20 protein-coding genes are annotated in these 23,396 nt (G+C 56.4%); 4 read left to right on the forward strand and 16 right to left on the reverse strand.

All coding sequences use genetic code 11. The features are described from left to right. Window positions 1–43 precede the first annotated feature (43 nt). Entirely contained in the window at window positions 44–250 is a 207-nt protein-coding gene (locus tag HFD94_RS13440) for a hypothetical protein (protein WP_167433200.1), read from the forward strand. 48 nt (window positions 251–298) lie between these two features. Here HFD94_RS13440 and yjfP read toward each other — a convergent pair whose 3' ends face one another. Continuing rightward, a complete protein-coding gene (gene yjfP, locus HFD94_RS13445) occupies window positions 299–1,048 on the reverse strand; it encodes an esterase (protein ID WP_167433201.1) in 750 nt (249 codons plus the stop codon). Window positions 1,049–1,206: 158 nt separating this feature from the next. On the opposite strand from yjfP, the gene HFD94_RS13450 reads away from it, so the two are divergent. Together HFD94_RS13450 and bsmA are read left to right on the forward strand one after the other, a co-directional pair. Further along, window positions 1,207–3,138, forward strand: coding sequence for a methyl-accepting chemotaxis protein (locus HFD94_RS13450; RefSeq protein ID WP_010699801.1), 1,932 nt, complete (start codon window positions 1,207–1,209; stop codon window positions 3,136–3,138). A gap of 55 nt (window positions 3,139–3,193) precedes the next feature. Beyond that, entirely contained in the window at window positions 3,194–3,520 is a 327-nt protein-coding gene (gene bsmA, locus HFD94_RS13455; protein ID WP_033758911.1) for a biofilm peroxide resistance protein BsmA, read from the forward strand. On the opposite strand, the gene HFD94_RS13460 is transcribed toward bsmA, so the two are convergent. The 15 genes from HFD94_RS13460 to nnr form a co-directional block, all read right to left on the reverse strand. Then, window positions 3,494–5,122 (reverse strand): isovaleryl-CoA dehydrogenase, encoded by a 1,629-nt coding sequence (locus HFD94_RS13460; protein WP_167433202.1) that lies wholly within the window; start codon window positions 5,120–5,122, stop codon window positions 3,494–3,496. The two genes, bsmA and HFD94_RS13460, sit on opposite strands and share 27 nt — an antisense overlap. 220 nt (window positions 5,123–5,342) lie before the next feature. Further along, window positions 5,343–6,077 (reverse strand): 23S rRNA (guanosine(2251)-2'-O)-methyltransferase RlmB, encoded by a 735-nt coding sequence (gene rlmB, locus HFD94_RS13465; RefSeq protein ID WP_122889558.1) that lies wholly within the window; start codon window positions 6,075–6,077, stop codon window positions 5,343–5,345. A gap of 106 nt (window positions 6,078–6,183) precedes the next feature. Beyond that, window positions 6,184–8,676: a ribonuclease R gene (gene rnr / locus HFD94_RS13470; RefSeq protein WP_122889557.1), complete on the reverse strand. Its 2,493-nt coding sequence runs from the start codon at window positions 8,674–8,676 to the stop codon at window positions 6,184–6,186. A gap of 16 nt (window positions 8,677–8,692) precedes the next feature. Further along, window positions 8,693–9,136: a nitric oxide-sensing transcriptional repressor NsrR gene (gene nsrR, locus HFD94_RS13475; protein ID WP_010256130.1), complete on the reverse strand. Its 444-nt coding sequence runs from the start codon at window positions 9,134–9,136 to the stop codon at window positions 8,693–8,695. A 218-nt stretch (window positions 9,137–9,354) separates the two neighbouring features. Next, a complete protein-coding gene (locus tag HFD94_RS13480; protein ID WP_010256129.1) occupies window positions 9,355–10,653 on the reverse strand; it encodes an adenylosuccinate synthase in 1,299 nt (432 codons plus the stop codon). 166 nt (window positions 10,654–10,819) lie between these two features. Beyond that, window positions 10,820–11,020, reverse strand: coding sequence for a DUF2065 domain-containing protein (locus HFD94_RS13485; protein WP_010256126.1), 201 nt, complete (start codon window positions 11,018–11,020; stop codon window positions 10,820–10,822). A 57-nt stretch (window positions 11,021–11,077) separates the two neighbouring features. Next, complete coding sequence (gene hflC, locus HFD94_RS13490; RefSeq protein WP_010256123.1) at window positions 11,078–12,082, reverse strand: protease modulator HflC; 1,005 nt, start codon at window positions 12,080–12,082, stop codon at window positions 11,078–11,080. 3 nt (window positions 12,083–12,085) lie between these two features. Beyond that, window positions 12,086–13,324 carry an FtsH protease activity modulator HflK gene (hflK, locus tag HFD94_RS13495; RefSeq protein WP_010699807.1) on the reverse strand — a complete coding sequence of 413 codons (1,239 nt, stop codon included), beginning with the start codon at window positions 13,322–13,324 and terminating at the stop codon, window positions 12,086–12,088. A 227-nt stretch (window positions 13,325–13,551) separates the two neighbouring features. Beyond that, on the reverse strand, window positions 13,552–14,832 hold the full coding sequence (hflX, locus tag HFD94_RS13500; protein WP_010256119.1) for a ribosome rescue GTPase HflX: 1,281 nt from the start codon (window positions 14,830–14,832) through the stop codon (window positions 13,552–13,554). 72 nt (window positions 14,833–14,904) lie between these two features. Next, window positions 14,905–15,216: an RNA chaperone Hfq gene (hfq, locus tag HFD94_RS13505; RefSeq protein ID WP_010256116.1), complete on the reverse strand. Its 312-nt coding sequence runs from the start codon at window positions 15,214–15,216 to the stop codon at window positions 14,905–14,907. Between the two features lie 103 nt (window positions 15,217–15,319). Then, window positions 15,320–16,270 carry a tRNA (adenosine(37)-N6)-dimethylallyltransferase MiaA gene (miaA, locus tag HFD94_RS13510; protein ID WP_122889556.1) on the reverse strand — a complete coding sequence of 317 codons (951 nt, stop codon included), beginning with the start codon at window positions 16,268–16,270 and terminating at the stop codon, window positions 15,320–15,322. Then, window positions 16,263–18,128: a DNA mismatch repair endonuclease MutL gene (gene mutL / locus HFD94_RS13515; RefSeq protein ID WP_010699808.1), complete on the reverse strand. Its 1,866-nt coding sequence runs from the start codon at window positions 18,126–18,128 to the stop codon at window positions 16,263–16,265. Before mutL ends, miaA begins: the two co-directional genes overlap by 8 nt. 46 nt (window positions 18,129–18,174) lie before the next feature. Then, entirely contained in the window at window positions 18,175–19,845 is a 1,671-nt protein-coding gene (gene amiB / locus HFD94_RS13520; protein ID WP_122889555.1) for an N-acetylmuramoyl-L-alanine amidase AmiB, read from the reverse strand. Then, the gene (gene tsaE / locus HFD94_RS13525; protein ID WP_010256103.1) at window positions 19,842–20,318 is read right to left on the reverse strand and encodes a tRNA (adenosine(37)-N6)-threonylcarbamoyltransferase complex ATPase subunit type 1 TsaE; all 477 of its coding nucleotides are present in this window, start codon (window positions 20,316–20,318) and stop codon (window positions 19,842–19,844) included. Before tsaE ends, amiB begins: the two co-directional genes overlap by 4 nt. Continuing rightward, on the reverse strand, window positions 20,315–21,835 hold the full coding sequence (gene nnr, locus HFD94_RS13530) for a bifunctional ADP-dependent NAD(P)H-hydrate dehydratase/NAD(P)H-hydrate epimerase (protein WP_167433203.1): 1,521 nt from the start codon (window positions 21,833–21,835) through the stop codon (window positions 20,315–20,317). Before nnr ends, tsaE begins: the two co-directional genes overlap by 4 nt. Here nnr and queG point away from each other — a divergent pair. After that, on the forward strand, window positions 21,834–22,973 hold the full coding sequence (queG, locus tag HFD94_RS13535) for a tRNA epoxyqueuosine(34) reductase QueG (RefSeq protein WP_010256097.1): 1,140 nt from the start codon (window positions 21,834–21,836) through the stop codon (window positions 22,971–22,973). The genes nnr and queG overlap by 2 nt on opposite strands. Window positions 22,974–23,396 lie beyond the last annotated feature (423 nt).

Here is a 23,396-nt window from a genome sequence, read left to right on the forward strand (position 1 = left end):
TCGGCGTCTAACAGAGTGTGTTCCCTGAAGTGAGGAGTCGGGCATGAAAACGTTCGTCATCGCCACTTTACTGGGTCTCTTCCTGTCTCCACCCGCTCTTGCCAGCAATGCTGACTATGCGCAGCAGATAAGAAGTCACAGCAGCGAAGCGGCATCGGGTTATATCTACGTTAATCGGCTGGATGCGCCACAAAAGAATCCGGTCAACGCGCCTGCCAGAGCAGCAGAAAAATCGTCTGCGCACTGGTAAGTGCCGGTAAATTTACGGGCGGCAGATCCACTCTCCGCCCGCTCATTTTTATAGCTGCTGTTTAAAAAAGCTGACCAGCGCCGTCAATGCTGATGGCGTGATCTTATGTCCAATCTGTTTTTCAGACAGCGAAGTCAGATGCTGCGCCAGCCCGTTGTCACGCAGCGCCCTCTCCAGCCGTATGCTCTCCGCCCAGGGCACCACCTCATCCGCCTCACCATGCCACAACAGCAGCGGACGGTTTGCCAGTGCCTCCAGCCGGTTGCAGGGATCGTAGTCGGCCAGCGGTGCCATGCGGGCAGCAAACTGCGCTTGCTGCTCAGGCGTGTCGGCTACCAGCGGCGGAAAGAGCGACTGACTGAGCTGCATAAAATAGCCCGATCCCATCAGGCAGGCGACGCTCTGAATCTGCGGATAACGCGCCATCGCGCCCAGCGCCGTCATGCCGCCCATCGACGCGCCCGCCACCGCAAGGCGCTCGCCGGCGATCAGATCGTCAGCGCGCAGCGCCGATTCCAGCTGCGGCAGCTCATCAATGTTCTGTTTCAGAATCTCCCAGAAGCGACCAAGGCGTGCATCGGCATCACCGTGATAGCGCGCGCCGTGCAGTTCTGCATCCGGCATCACCGCCCGGAATCCCGCCTGTGCCAGCGCGACAGCGAAGTAGGCGTAGACCTCTTTTGAAGAGGTAAAGCCGTGATAAAACAGCACGGTGGGCAGTGGCTGATGCCGTTGTCCGACAGGCGTGGCGTGCAGGCATTCGATACCGGCCAGCGTTTCTGTGGTGAGTTCAATCATGGTCTCTCCTGAGAAGGGGCAAGGCGTGCCGATTGAGTGTACGTCTGCGGGTTAATTTACGAAATCCCCTGCTGCGTTTAGTCGCCAGATTTCGGCCTAAACTTTTCCCGCTCTTTGCCGTTGATGTTGTGTCCCCCTAACTTGATCAAAGGTAATTTATGAAGCGTCTCTCTCTCAGCGGCCTGAGTCTTGGAGTTAAGCTGTCTGTACTGACGTCTCTCAGCGTAGCGTTATTGTTGCTGGTTCTGACGCTAACCCAGAGCCACACCGCTTCGCGGCAGCTGGAAAATCTCGCCATCGATGACATGCAAAACCAGGTGCAGGGCATCAGTGAAATGGCCACCATGTTCAACGCCACTCTCACCGAAGAGGTGGCTCACTACACCAGTCTGTTTACCAGCTTCCTGCCTAAGCGCTTTAGCCTGGATGAAGGCTCCCGGGTGCAGGTCGGTGCCTTTTCGACGCCGGTGCTGCGCGCCGGGTTAAAAACGCTGAACCTTGACCAGACCGCGGTAGACGATTTCACCGAACGCACCGCCGCCGTGGCGACCATTTTTGTGCGTGACGGCGATGATTTTATCCGTATTTCTACCTCGCTGAAAAAGCAGGATGGCAGTCGCGCAATCGGTACGCAGCTTGACCGCAACGGCGCCGCCTGGAAAAGCGTCAGTCAGGGCGACGTCTATCAGGGGCTGGCGACGCTGTTCGGCCATCGCTACATCACACAATATCAGCCGGTAAAAGATGAGAGTGGCAAGGTTGTCGCCATCCTGTTTGTCGGCGTTGGCATTGATAAGCAGTATGCGCTGATGCGTGAAAAAATCCTGGCACGCAAGCTGGGTGATAGTGGTCATTTCTTTGTGCTCAACGGCACCCCCGGTAAGACGCAGGGAGAGTATCTGTTCGATCAGCACGACGAAGGAAAACGACCTGCCTGGGATAGCGCGACACTCCAGCCGCTGCTGACTCAGCCGCAGGGCATGCTGCAGGCAGAGATCAACGGCGAGCACCAGATTCTGGCCTGGCAGCAGCTGCCGGGCTGGAACTGGGTGATCGCCGGCGAAGTTAACCGTGAAAGCCTGCTCGCCCCGATTACGCATAGCCGTAACCTGTTCCTGATAACCGGACTGATTCTGGTGGTGGTCTTTGCGCTGGGGTTTGTCTGGTACAGCCGTCGGGCGATTACCCGTCCGCTGCAGCAGGTGATCCATCTGGCGGAGCAATATGCCGCCGGGAATCTGCAGGTCCATATGGATACCCAGCGTCGCGATGAAGTGGGCCAGTTGATCGTTGCGATCAACGGCATTGGCGATGGTCTGGAGAAAATCGTCAGCCAGGTACGCGGCGCGGCGCAGGAGATCAGCGACGGCACAGACACCATCGCGGCCAGCAGTCATAACATCAGCGAGCAGATCGGGCGTCAGGCCAGCAGCGTGGAGCAGACCTCTGCCAGCATGGAGCAGTTTGGCGCGACGGTTGAACACACCGCAGACAGCCTGCGTCAGGCGATGTCACTGGTGGCCGAAGCCAGCGATATCGTCAGTCACGGCAGCCAGACGGTGGTGCGCTCGGTCAACACCATGTCGGCGATTAAGGTTTCATCACAAAGCATTGCTGATATCACCCACGTGATTGAGTCGATCGCCTTCCAGACCAATATCCTGGCGCTGAATGCCGCCGTTGAAGCGGCACGTGCCGGGGAACAGGGCCGTGGCTTTGCCGTGGTGGCCGCAGAAGTGCGTGCGCTGGCACAGCGTTCTGCGCAGGCCGCTAAAGAGATTGATGGACTGATTGCGACTTCCATCAGCAACGTGGCGGAGGGCCATCAGTTATCTGAGCAGACGCGCGATGCGATGAGCGACATTGTGACCCACATCGAGCAGGTGCAGGCGCTGATGGGCGAGATCAACGTGGCGGCGCAGCAGCAGGCGGCAGGCATCGGCCAGGTTAATCTGGCGATGAACCAGATCAGCCAGGCGACTCACCAGAACAGCGAACTGGTGACACAGGCGGAAAACAGCGCGCAGAACCTGAGTGATAAAGGGCATCACCTGACCCAGCTGGTCAGCGTATTCAGCCTTAAATCCTGACGTCATTCAGGGCGATGGCTACACTTAATGCTTCGTCCTGAAAGAGGGTTTTGCTATGCGTTTCGCTTATTTACTGGTGATAAGCCTGCTGCTGGCAGGCTGTTCCGCGCTTGAGACCACGCCAAAAGCACCGCCCGCGCCGACGCAACAGGCGCAGGAGATTTCACGGGCGCAGAGTGGCGGTTTGCCAAAGCTGGGCAATATTACCGTTAACGTGCGTGGCTCACCGGATGATGCCGGGCGGGCCGTGGCCACCCGGGCTAACCAGGCCGGTGCGGCTTACTATCAGATCGTGGCGCTGAGTGAAACGGTAATGCCCGGTCTCTGGTACGCCAGCGCGATTCTTTACGGCGCATCACCTGCCACAGGCACGGGCCAGTAAACGGTCTGTGATTGCTGTCTCAAGCGGGCGGGAGCCACGCCGATCGAGCCACTGCTGGCACCATGCATCCGCCAGCGGCGGTTCGCCATATTTCAGTAGCTGAGCGCCGGTCGCAAGCTGCAGCAGCGTGCGGGTCACCTCGCGCGCCTGCTCTTCGGGGACTTTGCTTATTCGCAGCCGTAACTGACGCCAGCGCGCATCGAAATGACGATTACTCCCTTTCACCGCTTCAAATTCCTGACTCAGCATCTCCGAAACCTCTGCCTGACGGGTGAGCACGCGCAGTACGTCAAGACACATCACGTTGCCCGACCCTTCCCAGATGCTGTTGACCGGTATGTCACGATAGAGGCGCGGCAGCTCGCTCGCTTCGCAGTAGCCGATGCCCCCCAGCACTTCCATCGACTCCGCGACGAACGGGGCACCCGCTTTGCAGATCTGATATTTTGCAGCCGGAGTGAATAAGCGGGCAAACGTGACCTCATGCGGTTTTGCCGGTTGTGACCAGGCGCGCGCCAGCCGCATCAGCAGCGCGGTTTGTCCCTCCAGCTGCAGCGCCTGCTGTGCCAGAACCTGACGCATCAGCGGCTGATCCACCAGGTTTTTCCCCATCACCTGGCGCTGATGTGCATGCCAGAGTGCCACCGAGAATGCACGCCGCATCTGACCATGACTGCCGAGTGCGCAGTCGAAGCGCGTCATACCGCCCATTTTAAGGATGAGCCGCACGCCTTCGCCCTCTTCTCCCAGCAGCCAGCCGGTCGCATCGCGAAACTCCACCTCACAACTGGCATTTGAGCGATTACCCAGCTTATCTTTAAGCTGCTCAAGCTGGATGGCGTTGCGTGACCCGTCAGGCAACAGGCGCGGCAGGAAGAAGCAGCTTAATCCGGCGGGCGTCTGCGCCAGCACCAGATGTGCATCGCTCTGCGGCACCGAGAAGAACCATTTGTGGCCGGTCAGCCGGTAGGCTTCACCTGGGCCGCGCGCGCCCAGCGGCTCGGCCCGGGTGGTGCTGGTGAGCAGATCGCTGCCGCCCTGTTTTTCCGTCATGCCCATACCAATCAGCAGACCCCGTTTCTGGTCGCCGGGCTGCGCATGGGTGTCGTAACGATCGCTGAGCAGCGGATCGAGCCAGCCTTCAAACGCGGCGGGCAGATAAGTCTGCAGCAGTGGAATGGCCGCGTGCGTCATGGTCACCGGGCAAAGCGTGCCCGCTTCAACCTGCGCATGCAGAATAAAGCGCGCAGCGCGCGCCACGCTGGCCTGTTCACGTACTGTGGGATGCCAGCTGAGATTATGCAGGCGGCTGGCGCAGACACCCTGCATCAGCAGGTGCCAGGCGGGGTGAAAACGGACTTCATCCATCCGTACGCCGCGGGCGTCGAAGCGCAGCAGTTCAGGTGGCTCCGCGTTGGCGAGCCGGCCCAGTTCCAGCGACTCGGCGCTGCCCAGCTGTCGGCCTACCGAAGCCAGCCACTCCCGATCCCATCCGGCGCCTTCGCGTGACAGTGCCTCGCCGAGTGGCGTATCAGACAGGAACAGGTTGCTGTTGCTCAGAGGATGGGGCTGATTAAAAACGGTGTGTGTTGTCCAGGTCATAACCACTCCTCGCGGATGTCACTCAGTAAGTATACCCGTCGCCTTTCAAGCTGCATTTTTGTTGGCTGCGTTCACTCACCCGAATCACTTACTCATGTAAGCTCATCGGGATTCGTTCTCTTGCCGCCTCAATGCAACCCGAAATCCTTTGGGTATATACGAATGACGCGCAGTTATGCCTGGTACAGAAACTAATTTGTGGCGAGGATCACATCGGGGATCAGGCGTTGCGCTGACGCACCGCTTCAAACAGGCAGACACCCGTAGCAACCGAAACATTCAGCGAAGAGACGCTGCCGGCCATCGGAATGCTGATCAGCTCATCGCAATGCTCACGGGTCAGACGACGCATGCCTTCCCCTTCCGCGCCCATCACCAGCGCCATCGGACCGGTCATTTTGCTCTGGAAGACGGTATGGTCAGCTTCACCTGCGGTACCGACAACCCAGATGTTGTACTCCTGCAGCAGACGCAGGGTACGTGCCAGGTTGGTGACGCGGATCAACGGCACATTCTCTGCCGCGCCGCTGGCCACTTTTTTGGCCGTTGCATTCAGGGGCGCAGAGCGATCTTTCGGCACGATAATCGCGTGCACACCGGCCGCATCGGCACTGCGCAGGCAGGCACCCAGATTGTGCGGATCGGTGACCCCGTCCAGCACCAGCAGGAAGGGTTTGTCCAGGCTCTGCAGCAGATCCGGCAGGTCGCCTTCCTGATACTGACGACCCGGTTTTACCCGCGCCACAATACCCTGATGTACACCGCCTTCAACCTGGCTGTCGAGCCACTTGCGCTCGGCCAGCTGAATCACGACCCCCTGAGCTTCCAGCGCGGCGACCACGGGTTGCAGGCGACGATCGTTGCGGCCTTTGAGGATAAAGACTTCCTGGAATCGTTGTGGATCACGTTCCAGCAGCGCCTGCACGGCATGGATACCAAAAATAATTTCGCTCATCGATCTGCTCAGTGTTTGGAAATGAATGAATGACCGCCCTTTCTCAGTGAGAAAGGGCGGGTGCGCGCATCCGCCCTTTCTCAGTGAGAAAGGGCGGGTGCGCGCATCAGTCAGGCTGCGCCTTTTTTCTGGCGCGCTTCGCCCGGGTGGCGGCGGCGATTTTACGGGTTTTTTCCGAGACGTTTTTACTTTTATTCTCGGTATTTGCAGCGGCGGGCTTGCCCTTGTCGCCCCGGAAAGCGGCGTCCGGCTCGAAGTTGGACTTCTTGCTCGCATCACGACGGCGTTTCGCTGGCGCTTTGTCGTCACGCTTCGCCCGGTCGCGTGCGGTTTTGCCTTCACCACGTACCTGACGCTGGCTGGAGATCAGGGCAAAGTCGATTTTACGCTCATCCATATGGACGGCTTCAACACGCACTTCAACCGTATCACCCAGACGATAGGTGCGACCGCCCGATTCACCGATCAGACGCTGACCTACCGGGTCAAAACGGTAGTAATCGTTGTCGAGCGTCGAAACGTGGACCAGACCATCAATGAACAGATCGCTTAAGCGTACAAAGAAGCCAAATCCGGTCACGCTGGAAATGACGCCGTTGAAGACGTTGCCAACCTGATCCTGCATGAAGTCACACTTGAGCCAGTCCGCGACGTCACGGGTCGCTTCATCGGCGCGGCGTTCGGTCAGGGAACAGTGCAGGCCCAGTTGCAGCATCTGCGGCATGTCGTAGTGATAGCCGCCGGTTGCTGTCGTCATATCTTTGGCGACGCTGCGATCTCTCGGCATCAGGTATTTAATGGCGCGCTGTACCAGGCCTTTACCTTCGTCCTGCTCTTTTGCCAGCAGATATTTGATGGCGCGATGCAGCGTCAGATCCGGGTAACGACGGATTGGCGAGGTAAAGTGCGCATACGACGAGAGTGCCAGACCAAAGTGACCGCGGTTTTCCGGGTCGTAAACGGCCTGCTTCATCGAACGCAGCAGCATGGTTTGCAGCATTTCCGCATCAGGACGATCGGCAACCTGCTTCAGCAGCGCCGCATAGTCGATTGGCTGCGGTTTATTGCCGCCAGGCAGGCTCAGTCCCAGCTCGTTGAGCACCGTACGGAAGCTCTTGATGCTTTCGTCGGTCGGACGATCGTGATCGCGGAACAGCGCCGGTTCCTGATTTTTCTCAACGAAGCGTGCCGAGGCGATGTTCGCCAGGATCATGCACTCTTCGATCAGCTTATGGGCGTCATTACGTGACACGCGCTCAACACGCTCAATACGGCGCTCGGCGTTGAAGATAAACTTCGCCTCTTCCGTTTCAAACGAGATACCGCCGCGCTCTTCACGAGCGGTTTCCAGCGCATGATAGAGGTTGTTCAGCTCTTCAAGGTCTTTAACCAGCGGCGCATACTGCTGGCGCAGCTCTTTGTCGCCCTGCAGAATGTTCCAGACTTTGTTGTAGGTCAGACGCGCATGGGAGTTCATCACCGCTTCGTAGTGCTTGAAGCCGGTCAGTTTACCTTTGGTCGAGATGGTCATCTCGCACACCATACAGAGGCGATCGACCTGCGGGTTAAGCGAACATAAGCCATTCGACAGCACTTCCGGCAGCATCGGCACAACCTGCGACGGGAAGTAGACCGAGGTTCCGCGCTGATGCGCTTCGTCATCCAGTGGGGTGCCCGGACGGACGTAATAGCTGACATCCGCGATAGCTACCCACAGACGCCATCCGCCACCGCGCTTCTTCTCACAGTAAACAGCATCATCAAAGTCACGGGCATCTTCACCATCGATGGTGACCAGCGGCAGCTTACGCAGATCGACGCGGCCTTTTTTGGCCTCTTCCGGGACTTCTTCTTTCAGTTTGCTGACCTGAGCTTCCACTTCCGGCGGCCAGGTGTGCGGGATTTCATGCGTACGCAGCGCCATATCCACGGCCAGGCTGGTACCCATATCATCGCCCAGAATCTCGGCGATTTTTCCGATCGCTTTGCTGCGACGGTTCGGACGCTGGACCAGCTCAACCACCACCACGGAACCCATGCGGGCATTCATCGTCTCTTCAGGCGGGATGAGGATGTCAAAACTCAGGCGACTGTCGTCCGGTACCACGAAGCCAGCACCGGCATCGGTAAAGTAACGGCCAACGATCTGATTGTTGCGGGGTTCCTGCACCCGGACCACGCGCGCTTCGCGGCGGCCTTTGCGATCGGCACCCAGCGGCTGCGCCAGGATCACGTCACCGTGCATACAGAATTTCATCTGTTCTGCGGAAAGGTAGAGGTCATCTTTCTGACCTTCTGCCCGCAGGAAGCCGTAGCCATCGCGGTGGCCAATGACTTTACCGCGCAGGAGATCAAGACGTTCTGGCAGGGCATAACACTGACGGCGGGTGAACACCAGCTGACCATCACGCTCCATGGCGCGAAGGCGGCGACGCAGCGCCTCAAGGTGTTCTTCTTCCTGCAGATTCATCTCTTCAGCCAGCTCTTCGCGGCTGGCCGGTTTTTCACGTTTTTCTAACAGAGCCAGAATAAATTCACGGCTCGGAATAGGGTTTTCGTATTTTTCAGCTTCTCTATCCTGAAAAGGATCTTTTGACATAGCGGTTCCTCCGATGTCATTTAATATTTATTTCCACCGGCGATCTGGACAAGATGATCTCATAAAGTGGTGTATTTCCTTCGACCAGATCTGCCAACGTATAGCTATCCAGCTCCTGCAAAAATCGCTGCACCGCATCATGTAACGCCTGCTTCAGACGACAGGCTGGCGTGATGGAACAGGATGCACAATCCACTAATTGTAGTGGTTCCATCTTACGTACCACATCGCCAATGACAATCTGACGAGCTGGCATACCCAGACGAATGCCCCCGTTTTTACCACGCGTTGCGGCGACATAGCCCGCCCGGCTCAGCTGATTGATAATTTTGACCATATGATTACGGGACAAACCATAAGTGTTCGTCACTTCCGTAATATTGGTCTGCTGACCTTCCGGCAACGATGCCAGATAAATCAGTGCCCGTAAGCCATAATCAGTAAAACTCGTGAGCTGCACAGTAACCTCAGTGAACCTTCAGGCGCGGCATGACCTTATTCGCCCTGTGATTGATGCCAGGATTAAATCGGATCGCCATTCGATTAGCTACGATGATAAACCAGAGTCTGTCTGGCCGTGCGCTTTTTTAAGCCAGCAGAAGGTTTGACAAGCGAAGGGAGGTTAAGTGGCATCAAAGAATGGAAAAACAAGGGCCGGACAGCGTCCGGCCTGAATGATTACGCGTCGAACGGGTCGCGCAGAATCATTGTTTCACTACGATCAGGGCCGGTTGAGATGATATCAATCGGCACACCCGTTACCTCTTCCACACGCTTGATGTAGTCACGCGCAGCCTGAGGCAAACCTTCCAGCGTCTTGACGCCAAACGTTGTCTCACTCCAGCCTGGCAGGGTTTCGTAGATCGGCTCAATGCCTTCCCAGTTCTCTGCCGCCAGTGGCGTGGTGGTCACTTCGCGGCCATCAGGCATACGATAAGCCACACAGATCTTCACCTCTTTCAGGCCATCCAGCACGTCCAGCTTGGTCATGCAGAAACCTGACAGGGAGTTGATCTGGACCGCGCGGCGAACCGCTACCGCATCCAGCCAGCCGGTACGACGACGACGACCGGTGGTCGCACCAAACTCATTACCCTGCGCACAGAGGAATTCGCCGGTTTCATCGAACAGCTCGGTCGGGAACGGGCCTGCACCAACGCGGGTTGAGTAAGCTTTCACAATACCCAGCACGTAGTCGACATAACGCGGGCCAATGCCTGAACCGGTCGCTACGCCACCTGCGGTGGTGTTGGATGAGGTCACGTACGGATAGGTACCGTGATCGATATCCAGCAGCGTACCCTGCGCCCCTTCAAACATAATCAGATCGCCACGCTTACGCGCGACGTCCAGCAGTTCAGAGACGTCAACGACCATGCCAGTGATGATGTCAGCGACTTCCATCACATCACTCAGCACTTTATCGAAGTCGACTGCCGGCTCTTTGTAGTACTCCACCAGCTGGAAGTTGTAGAAATCGACCACTTCTTTCAGCTTGGCAGCAAAGGTTTCTTTGTTAAACAGGTCGCTGACGCGCAGGGCACGGCGAGCGACTTTATCTTCATAAGCCGGTCCGATGCCACGCCCCGTGGTACCAATCGCTTTGGCGCCACGAGCACGTTCACGCGCCATATCCATCGCAACATGATATTGCAGGATCAGCGGACAGGCTTCAGAAATCAGCAGACGTTCACGTACCGGAATCCCGCGCGCTTCCAGGCCTTTCATCTCTTTCATTAAGGCTTCAGGAGAGAGCACTACGCCGTTACCAATGATGCTGGTGACGTTATCGCGCAGAATGCCAGAAGGGATCAGGTGGAGGACGGTTTTTTCACCGTTGATGACAAGCGTGTGGCCCGCATTGTGGCCGCCTTGATAACGCACAACGTAATTCGCGCGCTCAGTCAGAAGGTCTACAATCTTACCTTTACCTTCGTCACCCCATTGGGTGCCCAGTACGACGACGTTCTTACCCATTTCTCAAAATCACCGATTGCTTAAAAAAGGATTCTACCATCTGATCCCGTGGTTTTCAGCACTTTTAGCATACGATTGCGCGCTTTTTTGCCTGAGTTTTGATCACTACAACATGTTGGGGATAATAGCGTTGAAAGGCACAATTTAGCCGGTCTGAACGTCAGCCTCAGAGGTTGCCGTGCAGGCTGAGCATGCAGTAAATCACCATGCCAGCAACGACCAGTCCTCCACCAAAGCGGTGCAGCAGACGATCGGGCAACCGCGTCATCGTCAGGATCATGCGTCGCCAGGCGCGCGGCATAAACATTGGTCCCAACCCTTCCAGCACTAACACCAGCGCCAGCGCCATCCAGATGCTTGTTTTCATTCTGATACCCAAAAAAAAGGGCCGACAACATTGTCGGCCCACAGGTTATATCAGTTCTTAGCGTGTCGCGTTAGAGGGCGCCTTCATATATCGGAAGAAGTCGCTATCCGGGCTTAACACCATCACATCCTGATCGCTATTGAAGCTGTTTTCATAGGCACGCAGGCTACGAATAAAGGCGTAGAAGTCAGGATCTTTGCTGAACGAATCGGCAAACAACCGCGCCGTTTCCGCATCACCGTCACCGCGTGTAATCAGCGCTTCACGCTGGGCTTCAGCCAGAGTACGGGTGACCTGGTAATCGGCCTGGGCGCGCAGTTTTTCCGCCTCTTCCTGACCCTGTGAACGCTGGCTACGCGCTACCGCTTCACGCTCAGCACGCATACGGTTGAAGATCGCATCAGACACTTCAGTCGGCAGGTTGATCTGCTTGATGCGAACATCCACCACCTGAATACCTAACGCCGCCATACTGTTCGGGTTTGGTGCTGGCTCGCTGCTGTTGGTTTCACGCTCGACACGGGCCGCTGCACTGGCAATCGCGTCATCAGCCGCAGGGGTTGCGATTTCATCATCGTTGCCTGCAGAGCCGGTATTCAGCGCGTCACGCACATCGGTAGTCAGACGACCACGAGAGTCCGTTACGATATCTTTCACATCCAGACGGCCCATTTCAGAACGCAAGCGGTCACTGAACTTACGTTTCAGCAGCACTTCCGCCTGAGAGACATCACCGCCACCGGTGGCCAGGTAGTAGCGACTGAAGTCGCTGATACGCCACTTGATGTAGGAGTCTACGATCAGATCTTTCTTCTCTTTGGTGACGAAGCGATCGGCCTGGTTATCCATGGTCTGGATACGCGCATCCAGCGTTTTAACCGTTTCCAGGAATGGAATCTTGAAATGCAGACCCGGCTCAAACACCTGCGGCTTGTTTTCGCCATCGCGCAGGACTTTACCGAAGCGCAGAACAATGCCTCGCTGCCCTTCCTGCACCACAAACAGGGACGCATAGAGCGCCACCAGCACGACAATGATTAAAAATACTATTGGCTTACGCATCGATTACTCTCTCCCTTCGCGCTGGCTGTCGCTGCGCTGAGCATTTGCCCGACGCTGATCCATGATATTGTCCGGACTGTATGACGACGTTTCATTGCGGCTGGCACTGCTATCGGAGCGCGCAGGCAGCGAAGAACCATTCGCGCCTTTCTGACCATTCTGGCCCGATGAAGTCTGACCGCCACGCATCAGTTGATCCAGCGGCAGCACCATCAGGTTATTACCCCGATCGTTAACCAGTACTTTGCGGGTATGGCTCAGCACACGCTCCATGGTCTCGATATAGAGACGCTCTTTGGTGATTTCGGGTGCAGCTTTATACTCAGGCAGAATCTTGGCGAAACGCGCCACCTCACCCTGCGCTTCCAGCACGGTACGCTCTTTGTAAGCGCGTGCCTCTTCCAGAATACGTTGCGCCTGGCCGTTAGCACGAGGCTGAACTTCGTTGGCGTAAGCTTCGGCTTCACGAACGTACTGCTCGCGGTTTTCGCGTGCGGCAATCGCGTCATCAAATGCAGACTTCACCTCTTCCGGCGGACGTGCAGCCTGGAAGTTGACGTCCAGCACCGCGATCCCCATGTTATAAGGGCGAATCGTCTCGTCGATTTCACGCTGGGTATCGCTACGCACCACGGTACGACCTTCGGTCAGGATGCGGTCCATGGTAGAGCGACCAATCACGCCGCGCAGTGCGCTGTCAGTAGCCTGACGCAGGCTGTCGTCCGCGCTGGTCACAGCATAAAGATAACGTTCCGGATCGGTCACGCGGTACTGCACGTTCATCTCCACGCGCACCACGTTCTCATCCGAAGTCAGCATGACGCCAGAAGCAGCCAGTTCGCGCACCGATTCAACGTTAACCGCACGCACCTGATCAACGAATGTCGGCTTCCAGTTCAGGCCGGGTTCGACCAGATGACTGAATTTACCGAAGCGCGTCACCACGCCACGTTCCGCTTCTTTGATGGTGTAGAAACCGCTTGCAGCCCAGATGACTACAGCAGCAACAGCCACGATACCAACAATTTTGCCACCGCTGCCGGAGCCGCGCTGACCGTTGTCGTTCTGTTTGCCACCGCCCAGTCCACCAAGCTTCTTGCTCAGCTTACGGAAGATATCATCCAGATCAGGAGGCCCGGATTCCCGTCCTCCCTTATTCCCCCCAGAGTTGCCGCCTTGATTATTGCTGCTTCCCCACGGGTCGCGGTCCTGTCCGTTATTTCCGGGCTGATTCCACGCCATGTTTCTACTCCATTTATTGTAATTACGATTTTTACCCTTCAGCTTTCGGATTGCAGCGGTGTTGGCTGCCTTCGCTCACCCCGGTCACTTACCTGCGTAAGCTCCCGGGGATTCACTCAGTTGCCGCCTTGCTGAAATCCAAAATACTCGGGTAACGCCAGCGTATTCGGGTATGCAAAGAAAGTGCGACAATCTTCAATTTTTAAGGTAAATGCGTTTGGGCAATATCAAACAATGTAACTGGTCAGCGACGGTTCCTGCTTACATAAACGCATCCACTCAATAATGGGCATACGTATCTGCAATCCTACACTGCCGTCTTCTTCATTCCACTCTTTCTCAATCGCCTGCAGCTGATAGAAACGGCTGCGAAGTCGCCCCGCTTCCGGTGGCAGACGTAATGCGTGCTGGGCTATTTCACCCGCCAGACGCTCAGACAGCGCCTGCCATAGCAACGGAATGCCTGCGCCTGTCTGGGCGGAAAGCCAGACGCGGATAGGCAGGTTCTCTTCGTTACGATCGATACGTGGTTCGAATCCGTCGAGCATATCGATTTTATTCATCACCAGTAACGTCGGGATTTCGTCCGCTTCAATCTCTTCCAGTACGGCATCGACGGCGGCGATATTTTCCGTGACGCGAAGGTCAGCCCCATCAATCACGTGCATTAACAGCGTCGCCTGACGAGTCTCCTGCAGCGTGGCTTTAAAAGCGGCAACCAAATCGTGAGGAAGATGGCGAATAAAGCCTACCGTGTCCGCCAGTACCACGTCCCCGACATCAGCAACATTCAAACGGCGCAGTGTGGGGTCGAGCGTCGCAAACAGCTGGTCTGCGGCAAAGACATTGGCGGAGGTCATAGCGTTAAAGAGGGTCGACTTGCCGGCGTTGGTGTAACCCACCAGCGAAACCGTTGGCACATCCGCTTTGGCGCGTGACTGACGTCCCTGTTCACGCTGTTTTTCAACTCGCTCAAGACGAGACAAAATCTGACTGATACGGCCGCGCAACAGCCGGCGGTCCGTTTCTAACTGCGTTTCACCCGGGCCACGTAAACCAATCCCGCCTTTCTGGCGTTCAAGGTGGGTCCAGCCGCGCACCAGACGTGTCGCAAGATGGCGCAGCTGTGCCAGCTCAACCTGCAATTTACCTTCGTGGGTACGTGCGCGTTGGGCAAAGATATCCAGAATTAAACCGGTGCGATCAATGACCCGGCATTCGCACAGGCGCTCGAGGTTTCTTTCCTGAGCGGGCGTAAGGGCATGATCGAATAATACGACCGATGCTCCTGTTGTTTTTACCGCATCGGCAATTTCAACGGCCTTTCCTTCACCGACAAAATACTTGGGGTGTGGCGCTTTGCGGCTGCCAGTAACCACTTGCAGCGCCTCAACGCCAGCAGAAGAGACCAGGGTTTCAAACTCCTGCAAATCTTCTACTTCTTTGTCTTGGGAGAACCAGATGTGTACCAGTACGGCCTGCTCACCGGCTTCATAACGGTCAAACAAGCTATAACCTCGCTAAATAAAAGACCAGGACGGAAAACCGCTGTTCTCCGTTCCTGGCTGTACGGTGACGCGTTATTCTGCGTTATCACCGTCTTGTTGTGGCTGTGGCTGCGCAGTTGTGTTGCTGCCGCCATGATGGTAATTGTTGCTGCCGCCACCGGTATTATTGCTATGGTGAGAAACCGGGCGTGAAGGAACAACGGTAGAAATGGCGTGCTTATACACCATCTGACTCACCGTGTTTTTCAACAAAATGACGAACTGATCAAATGACTCAATCTGACCCTGCAACTTAATACCGTTAACCAGATAAATCGAAACCGGAACACGTTCACGACGCAGTGCGTTCAAAAACGGGTCTTGTAATGATTGCCCCTTAGCCATTCTATCTTTTCCTTATATGCTTGTTGTTTGTTGCAAGTAGAACCTATGGTTCTGAAAAAACTGCGTAAAAATTTGCGCACGATAACCCATCAATTGTACACAATCACCCATGCTTCGCACTAAGAACCTGTAACACTGTATCACGCGCCAGCTGGGGCTCGTCACTGTCAAGCCAGTGAACATTTTCCCAACCGCGTAACCAGGTCATCTGTCGCTTAGCAAGCTGCCGGGTTGCGCAAATTCCCCGATAAACCATCTCGCTGTAATCGATTTCGCCCGATAAATAAGACCACATCTGACGATAGCCAACACAACGAATGGAAGGCATGTCCGTATGCAAATCACCTCGTGCAAAAAGGGCCCGAGACTCCGCTTCAAATCCTGACGCCAACATCTGCTCAAAACGCAACGCGATGCGCTGGTGCAGCAATTCACGGCTCGCGGGGGCGATGGCAAACTGTTGCACGTCGTAGGGTAACGCTTCACCGGATGTTTTTGTCAGTTCCGTTAAAGTTTTACCCGAAATAAAAAAAACTTCCAGTGCTCGCGAAAGTCTCTGCGGATCATTCGGATGAATACGACTGCCGGCAACCGGGTCGATTTCACACAGCTGGCGGTGTAAAGCTTCCCAGCCTTTTTCACGCGCCGTTTGCTCTATCCGCTGACGAACGTCGGGATCGGCCGAGGGCAACGGCGACAATCCTTCAAGTAACGCCTTGAAGTAGAGCATGGTTCCACCAACAAGCAACGGTATTCGTCCGGCTTCAACGATATCCGCCATTTCTGCTAAAGCATCCCGCCGGAACTCCGCTGCCGAATAGGCTTCAGCGGGATCGCGAATGTCGAGCAGACGATGGGGTGCCACTGCTAACTCCTCAGCCGACGGTTTCGCCGTACCAATATCCATCTGACGATAGATTAAGGCAGAGTCTACGCTGATTAGTTCCACTGGTAACCGCTTACGCAATTCAATTGCTAAAGCAGTCTTGCCAGAAGCCGTGGGTCCCATCAAAAAAATAGCCTTTGGCCGGCCAGCCTGGTTTAATTCACTCATGCTTCAACGCGTTGATCGCGCTCTCAATCTCTATGGGCTGTAATAAGCCTGAAGGCGGCGATTTCAGCAGCTGTGGGCAAAGCCGTTCAAGCTCTGCCAGCAGGTTGATCGCCTGTGAGTGATTCCAGTCGGAGGACTCTGTATCCTGACGCCGCGCCAGCCACTGGGCCAGTTGCGTCGCAGAGATCTCCTGCTGCCGGGCGAGATAGCCTAACAGCTCAGGAATCAAGATTTGTAAATTTTGTGTTCGTAACGGTAAAGGCACCGCGCGTAAGGTCACGTGGTCACCTTCGGGCTGAAGATCAATACCCATCTGATTGAGTAGGCTGCTCTTTTCTTTTGCGGCCTGCCGTTCATCCAGGGCGATTTTGAGCCGCACCGGAATCAGCAGGGGTTGCGGTTTAAGCCCTTCCTCACCCGGTTCAAGCTGCGCCTGTTTCAGCCAGCGCGCCGCGACCGGCAGCGCCATCAGCATTAACTTCTGATCCTGCTCCAGCAGCGCATAGTGGTTTTGCAACACGGTCAGTACCCGGCCAAAGCTCTGGGCATGCGCGGCCAGCGGCGAGGGTTTTTCGGCCGGACGCGGTGCCGGTTCACGGTTTTTTGGCGGCGGCGTGGCGCTGACAGGCGTTTTCAGCAACTGCTGATAAACCGCGCCTTCACGCTGACGATACACGTTCTCTTTGTTTTGCCAGGCCGGCGCCGCTGCGGGCGGTGTTTGCCGCGTGGAGGCTGAAGATTGATTCTCGCTGGCGGGCGCTGCAGGCTGCGCAAAATGATTCCCCCCCGCCGCCTGACGGTTTTCCGGCTGCCAGCGCGGTGCGGCTTCTTCTGCCTGCAGCGCAGGCAAAATGGGTGACGCTATCGCCTGTAACGCGCTGACCACGCCCTGATAAATAAAATCATGCACCAGGCGTGACTGATGAAAACGCACTTCATGCTTGGCCGGGTGAACGTTGACATCCACCTGATGCGGATCGATCTCCAGATAGAGCACATAAGCGGGCTGCTGGTCATCCTGGAGCTGGGTCTGGAAAGCCTGGCGGATAGCGTGATTAATCAGCTTGTCACGCATCATCCGGCCATTGACGTAGCAATATTGTAACTCGGTGACCTGGCGCGAACCGGCGGGATCGGCGACCCAGCCGCGCAGCGAGAGATCATCATGCTGCCAGTCAATTCGCAGCGCATGCTGAATAAACGTGGTGCCGCAGATAGCTGCCAGTCGCCGTTCGCGCTGGCTCTCCTCGCTGACCGCCCGATACTGACGCATCATTTTGCCGTTGTGGCTCAGTGAAAGCGCGACATCAAAACGCGCCAGTGCAATACGACGGATCACTTCGTCGATATGACCGAACTCGGTTTTCTCTGTGCGCATAAATTTGCGGCGCGCCGGGGTGTTATAAAACAGATCCAGCACTTCGAGCGTGGTCCCACACGGATGCGCAGCCGGTTTAACCGTTACCGTCATATCACGCCCTTCCGCATAGGCCTGCCAGGCTTCGGTTTGATCGGCGGTACGTGAGGTTAAGGTCAGGCGGGAGACAGAACTGATACTGGCGAGCGCTTCACCGCGAAAACCCAGGCTCATGATCGCTTCCAGGTCATCCAGTGAGGCGATTTTACTGGTGGCGTGTCGGGCCAGCGCCATCGACAGCTCGCTTTTCACGATGCCGCAGCCGTTGTCACGAATGCGGATAAGCTTTGCGCCCCCCTTTTCAATATCAACGTCAATGCGCGTTGCACCAGCATCCAGGCTGTTCTCCACCAGCTCTTTTACAACCGATGCAGGACGTTCAACCACTTCACCCGCCGCAATCTGGTTTGCCAGTTGGGGCGGTAAAATTTGTATCGGCATGGTTTTCCTTTTAGCTGGCCGCCCGGCGCAGCGGCCGGGCAAACAATCAGGATGCAGGGATTTTCAGGTTCTGCCCCAACATGACGTTGGTCGATTTCAGATTATTGGTCTGCATTATCGCTTTCGGGCTGACGCCATAATGTGCGGCAATGCCGGTCAGTGAATCACCCACGACCACTTTATGACGCACAACGCCGCGTGGCGTGGCGCGCGTGGTGCGGCTGGCGGCCGCACTGGCCGGCACTTTCAACCGCTGTCCGACCCATACCACATCCCGCTTCAGGGTGTTCATCTCACGCAGGGTCGCCATGCTGACGCCATACTTCGCGGCAATCCCGGAAAGTGTCTCACCGCGCGTTACCGTATGGCGCTGAGTTACGCCGGTATATTGCGTCACCCCGGTCGCCGGGTTGCTGGCGACGTTAACCGCTGGCGACGAGCCCAGCGGCCGGTTTTCCTCCTTTGGGATGGATTGCAGCGGGTGCGCCAGGAAATAAGTGCGCAGACCTTTATAGATCGACTGCGCAATCTTATCCTGGTGTGCGCTACTGCCAAGCAGTCGCTCCTCCGAGGAATTACTGATAAAGCCGGTTTCCACCAGCAAAGAAGGAATATCGGGTGAACGCAGCACGCCAAGACTGGCATGCTCAGGCAGACGTTTATGCAGCGACGTCACGCTGCGCATCTGCTGCAACACTTTCTGGGCGATGTCATAACCGACCCGCTGCGAGTGACCGAATTGCAGGTCAAGTACCGCCTGGCTGAGGTAGGGGTCGGCCTGACTGTTAGCCAGCAGGTCACCTGCGCCGCCCAGCAGCTCAGACTGTTTCTCTTTCTGCTCCAGCCAGTTAGCCATCTCGTTATTGGCCCGGCGGTTTGATAATACCCAGACCGATGCACCGGTCGCCGCATGGCTCGGCGCGGCGTCAGCATGAATTGAAACCAGCACGTTGGCGTTGGCTTTACGCGCCACGTCGGAGCGGCCCATAACCGAGATAAAATAGTCGCCATCACGCGTCAGGACGCCTTTGAACATCGGATCGTTATTCAGCAACACCCGCAGTTTACGTGCAATTGCGATCGTGACGTTCTTCTCTTTCAGTCCGCGCTGCCCGATAGCGCCGGGATCCTGACCGCCATGTCCGGCATCAATCGCCACAATCACGGTATCATTCTGGCTGACGGCCCGGCCAGGACTCACGGTGCTGGCTGTGCTGGTCACGGACGTCACCGGATTCGAATTAAAGGGGTTAGCCGCTGCGGCACTCTGGGTGGGCACGCGCGCCGGGGCCGTTACCGGCGCAGGCACACTGCGCGTAACAGCAGGTGGCTTACCGGTAATGGTGAAGACCACGCTGTAGCTGTTGCCATTGCGCTGGGTGACCGCCCGGGTTTTACCCGCCTGCGTCAGCTCAAACACCAGCCGCACGCTCTGTTTATCTTTCGGGGTGCTGGTGCGAATTCGCTTTACGATGTTTTCGCCGCTGAAATTTAACGGCAGCCCCTGAACCACGCCGCTCTGGCGCACATCAAGCACCACACGGTCAGGATTGCGCAGCGGGAAGAAGCCATAGACAGGTTGTCCGGCAAAGTTCAGGGTGATGGTTGCCTGGCTGTCGCCATTGGCGACTTTGATATCCGACAGGGTGGCGGCAAACAGGGGTGTACAGACCAGCAGCAACAGTGTCACCAGCGCTATTTTCATCCGTGACATCATGCCTGATCCCTGCCCTGACCAAATTGTTCAAGCCATTGCTGGCCCGACGAGGATTGTGCCGTCAGTTCCGCTTCACGCGCCTCACCCACGTAACGCAGCGTTAGCGTGAGATCGGGCGGCGGCAGAAAACCGGCGCCCTGCTGCGGCCATTCAACCAGGCAGATAGCATCGCCGCTGAAATAGTCGCGGATGCCCATGAATTCAAGCTCTTCAGGATCGGCAAGACGATAGAGGTCGAAGTGATAAAGTGTGCGGTCGTCCAGCGTGTAAGGCTCAACCAGCGTGTAAGTAGGGCTTTTGACGTTGCCCTGATGGCCCAGCGCCTGCAGAAAGCCGCGGCTGAAGGTGGTTTTACCCGCCCCCAGATCGCCATAGAGATAAATCACTGCCGCGCTGCCACAGGCGCGCGCCAGCTGAGCGCCCAAACTGAGCGTAGCCGCCTCATCGGGCAAAGAGATAACACAGGTCTTCATGCTTCTTTATTCATCTCAGGATTAACAAACTGCCACAGCAGATCCAGTAAATCAGTTGCCAGCATACCGCGCGTACCACGTTCCGCAGCGACCGCATCGGCCGCGGCACCATGTGCAACGCAGCCGGCGCAGGCCGCATCAAACAGCGTCAGTTTCTGGCCCACCAGCGAGGCGATGATTCCACTCAGGAGATCGCCCATACCGCCGGAGGCCATACCGGCATTGCCCACGTCAGCAAAGGCCATTTCACCCTGCTCGCTGGCAATCAGCGTACCGGCACCTTTCAGTACCACTACACCACCATAACGCTGCGCCAATGTCTGCGCTGCATGTAAGCGGTCACTCTCAATTTCACTGGTCTCGGTATTCAGCAAACGCGCCGCTTCACCAGGATGCGGCGTAATAATGCGATTCTGACGTTTCTCCGCACTGATTGCCAGCAGGTTAAGTGCATCCGCGTCCCAAAGCATCGGCTTTTCACTGCTCGCTACCCGCTTCAGCGCCCGCTTTCCCCAGTCGCGCTGACCCAGACCGGGCCCTATCGCAATGACATCGGCCCACTCCAGCGCCTCCGTCAGGCGCTCATCGGTCAGTTCATCGACCATAATTTCGGGCCGGGCGGTCAGGATCGGAATAATATTATCTTTGTGAGTAAGTACTCGCACCAACCCACTACCGCTGCGCAACGCCGCTTCGGCCGTCATCCGTACCGCGCCAGCGGTACCGGCATCGCCCCCCACTACCAGCAGCCGGCCATGACTGCCCTTGTGCGAGGTTGGTTTGCGCGGCTTGAGCCAGCGGGTTAATGCGCTGGCATCATAACGCGCGATGGGAGCCCCTTCGCCCGCCAGAAAAGCGGCCATCCCGAGATCGGCATAGTAAAGCTCTCCAATGTAATCTCGCGCTTTGCCAGTGATCTGGCCCGGTTTAAGAGCAACCACACTCAGCGTATGGCTGGCATTAATTACCTCACCGGGCGCGGTGCCATTGCGGGCTGATAAGCCGGAAGGCATATCAATGGCAAGTTTCGGCGCCGCATGAGCGTTCGCCTGCTGGATCAGCGTGGCATAGGGTTCTTCGGGCGCACGATGACTGCCGGTTCCCAGCAGCGCATCCACAATCACATCGATCTGCTCTGGCCAGGCCGCATCGGCCGCATGAATTTCACCGCCCGCATCCAGCCACGCGTCCCGTGCACGCTGCGCCTCTTCCGGCAACGCTTTTTCACTTTCGCACGCCAGCAGCGTAACGGTTTTGCCCGCCGCCTGTCCCAGTCGCGCCAGCACATAACCATCGCCACCGTTATTGCCGTGGCCACACAGAATCAGCCAGTGGCTGGCCTCTGGCCAGTGCGCAGTCAGATGCTCGTAAGCGGCCTGTCCGGCACGCAGCATCAGCTCATACAGCGTAATGCCGAGCGCATCGGCCCCCTGTTGCTCAAGCCGGGCCACAGCCTGCGCAGGCCAGACAGAATATGGTAAACTGCGGCTGTTTTTCTTCGAATCCTGGTTACTCATGTCATACCCTCTCGATCTTCATCAATTCGCACAACAGATTAAACAGTGGGGATTGGATCTCGGCTTTCAGCAGGTCGGCATCACCGATACCGATCTCAGTGCGGAAGAGCCGCGCCTGCAGGCGTGGCTGGATAAGCAGTATCATGGCGAGATGGAGTGGATGGCGCGACACGGCATGATGCGGGCGCGTCCTCATGAACTGCTGCCCGGCACGCTGCGCGTTATCAGCGTTCGCATGAACTACCTTCCGGCCAAAGCCGCCTTTGCCAGCACGTTGAAAAATCCCCAACTGGGCTATGTCAGCCGTTATGCATTAGGTCGTGATTACCACAAAGTATTGCGCAATCGACTGAAAAAGCTCGGAGAAATGATCCAGCAGCATTGTGGCGAGCTTAATTTTCGCCCGTTTGTGGATTCGGCCCCGCTGCTTGAGCGGCCGCTGGCAGCCAAAGCGGGACTCGGCTGGACCGGCAAACATTCGCTGATACTGAATCGGGAAGCAGGCTCATGGTTTTTCCTCGGCGAACTGCTGATCGATATTCCGCTGCCGATAGATACACCGCAGCAGGAGCAGTGTGGCCGCTGTGTCGCCTGCATGACCATCTGCCCTACCAGCGCGATCGTTGAGCCCTACGTCGTGGATGCCAGGCGCTGTATTTCCTATCTCACCATTGAGCTGGAAGGCGCGATCCCGGAAGAGTTTCGCCCGCTGATGGGCAACCGGATATATGGCTGTGATGACTGCCAGCTGATCTGTCCGTGGAATCGCTATGGACAACTCAGTGACGAAAGCGACTTTTCACCGCGAGCGGCGCTACACGCCCCTGAGCTGATCGATCTGTTTCAATGGGATGAAGCGAAGTTTTTACGCATCACTGAAGGCTCAGCGATTCGCCGCATTGGTCATTTACGCTGGCTGCGTAATATTGCAGTGGCGCTGGGTAACGCGCCCTGGTCGCCCGAAATCGTTCAGGTACTGGAACAACGACTCGGTGAAAGTGACCTGCTGGATGAACATATTCTATGGGCAATCACGCAGCAGCAGCAGAAACGCGAGCAACTCGTGGTTGAAGTGCAACCTGCCCAGCAGAAGCGCCTGGTTCGTGCAGTAGAGAAGGGTTTACCGCGTGATGCGTGATTGAACAGCTTGATCGCGAATTATCGTTTTCCACATGCTGTGAATAAAAATAAAAAGCTGTTGTCATTCAACTGCAACAACGCTGATTTTGCTGTTAAATAACAAATTGAAATATTTTCATAATGATAAATATCAACAACTTATATAAAAGTTGTGTTTATTTAATAATGAGGCTATCGCTTCGGTTAACCTGCAAGGTTGTGGATAACTCTGTTCAAAAGCCATTTACAGATCGCCGTAACAGGCGCAGATGATGGGGTGCAGTGCTGTGGATAACCTTCATGAAACAATCAAAATCACGCGACGTAAAACAGCCGGCTAACGGACTGAAATGAGGGTGATGTTAAATCTGGAGCGGGAAACGAGACTCGAACTCGCGACCCCGACCTTGGCAAGGTCGTGCTCTACCAACTGAGCTATTCC

The organism is Pantoea sp. EKM20T (assembly GCF_011800485.1).
Taxonomy (GTDB): domain Bacteria; phylum Pseudomonadota; class Gammaproteobacteria; order Enterobacterales; family Enterobacteriaceae; genus Pantoea; species Pantoea agglomerans.

Bases quoted from the DNA above. Each gene is read 5' to 3' on its own strand.
- amiB (WP_122889555.1), bottom strand. From the start codon at position 19,845: ATGATGTCACGGATGAAAATAGCGCTGGTGACACTGTTGCTGCTGGTC.
- queG (WP_010256097.1), top strand. From the start codon at position 21,834: ATGTCATACCCTCTCGATCTTCATCAATTCGCACAACAGATTAAACAG.
- HFD94_RS13485 (WP_010256126.1), bottom strand. From the start codon at position 11,020: ATGAAAACAAGCATCTGGATGGCGCTGGCGCTGGTGTTAGTGCTGGAA.
- tsaE (WP_010256103.1), bottom strand. From the start codon at position 20,318: ATGAAGACCTGTGTTATCTCTTTGCCCGATGAGGCGGCTACGCTCAGT.
- hfq (WP_010256116.1), bottom strand. From the start codon at position 15,216: ATGGCTAAGGGGCAATCATTACAAGACCCGTTTTTGAACGCACTGCGT.
- mutL (WP_010699808.1), bottom strand. From the start codon at position 18,128: ATGCCGATACAAATTTTACCGCCCCAACTGGCAAACCAGATTGCGGCG.
- HFD94_RS13480 (WP_010256129.1), bottom strand. From the start codon at position 10,653: ATGGGTAAGAACGTCGTCGTACTGGGCACCCAATGGGGTGACGAAGGT.
- HFD94_RS13450 (WP_010699801.1), top strand. From the start codon at position 1,207: ATGAAGCGTCTCTCTCTCAGCGGCCTGAGTCTTGGAGTTAAGCTGTCT.
- rlmB (WP_122889558.1), bottom strand. From the start codon at position 6,077: ATGAGCGAAATTATTTTTGGTATCCATGCCGTGCAGGCGCTGCTGGAA.
- bsmA (WP_033758911.1), top strand. From the start codon at position 3,194: ATGCGTTTCGCTTATTTACTGGTGATAAGCCTGCTGCTGGCAGGCTGT.
- hflK (WP_010699807.1), bottom strand. From the start codon at position 13,324: ATGGCGTGGAATCAGCCCGGAAATAACGGACAGGACCGCGACCCGTGG.
- miaA (WP_122889556.1), bottom strand. From the start codon at position 16,270: ATGAGTGAATTAAACCAGGCTGGCCGGCCAAAGGCTATTTTTTTGATG.
- HFD94_RS13460 (WP_167433202.1), bottom strand. From the start codon at position 5,122: ATGACCTGGACAACACACACCGTTTTTAATCAGCCCCATCCTCTGAGC.
- yjfP (WP_167433201.1), bottom strand. From the start codon at position 1,048: ATGATTGAACTCACCACAGAAACGCTGGCCGGTATCGAATGCCTGCAC.
- rnr (WP_122889557.1), bottom strand. From the start codon at position 8,676: ATGTCAAAAGATCCTTTTCAGGATAGAGAAGCTGAAAAATACGAAAAC.
- HFD94_RS13440 (WP_167433200.1), top strand. From the start codon at position 44: ATGAAAACGTTCGTCATCGCCACTTTACTGGGTCTCTTCCTGTCTCCA.
- nnr (WP_167433203.1), bottom strand. From the start codon at position 21,835: ATGAGTAACCAGGATTCGAAGAAAAACAGCCGCAGTTTACCATATTCT.
- hflC (WP_010256123.1), bottom strand. From the start codon at position 12,082: ATGCGTAAGCCAATAGTATTTTTAATCATTGTCGTGCTGGTGGCGCTC.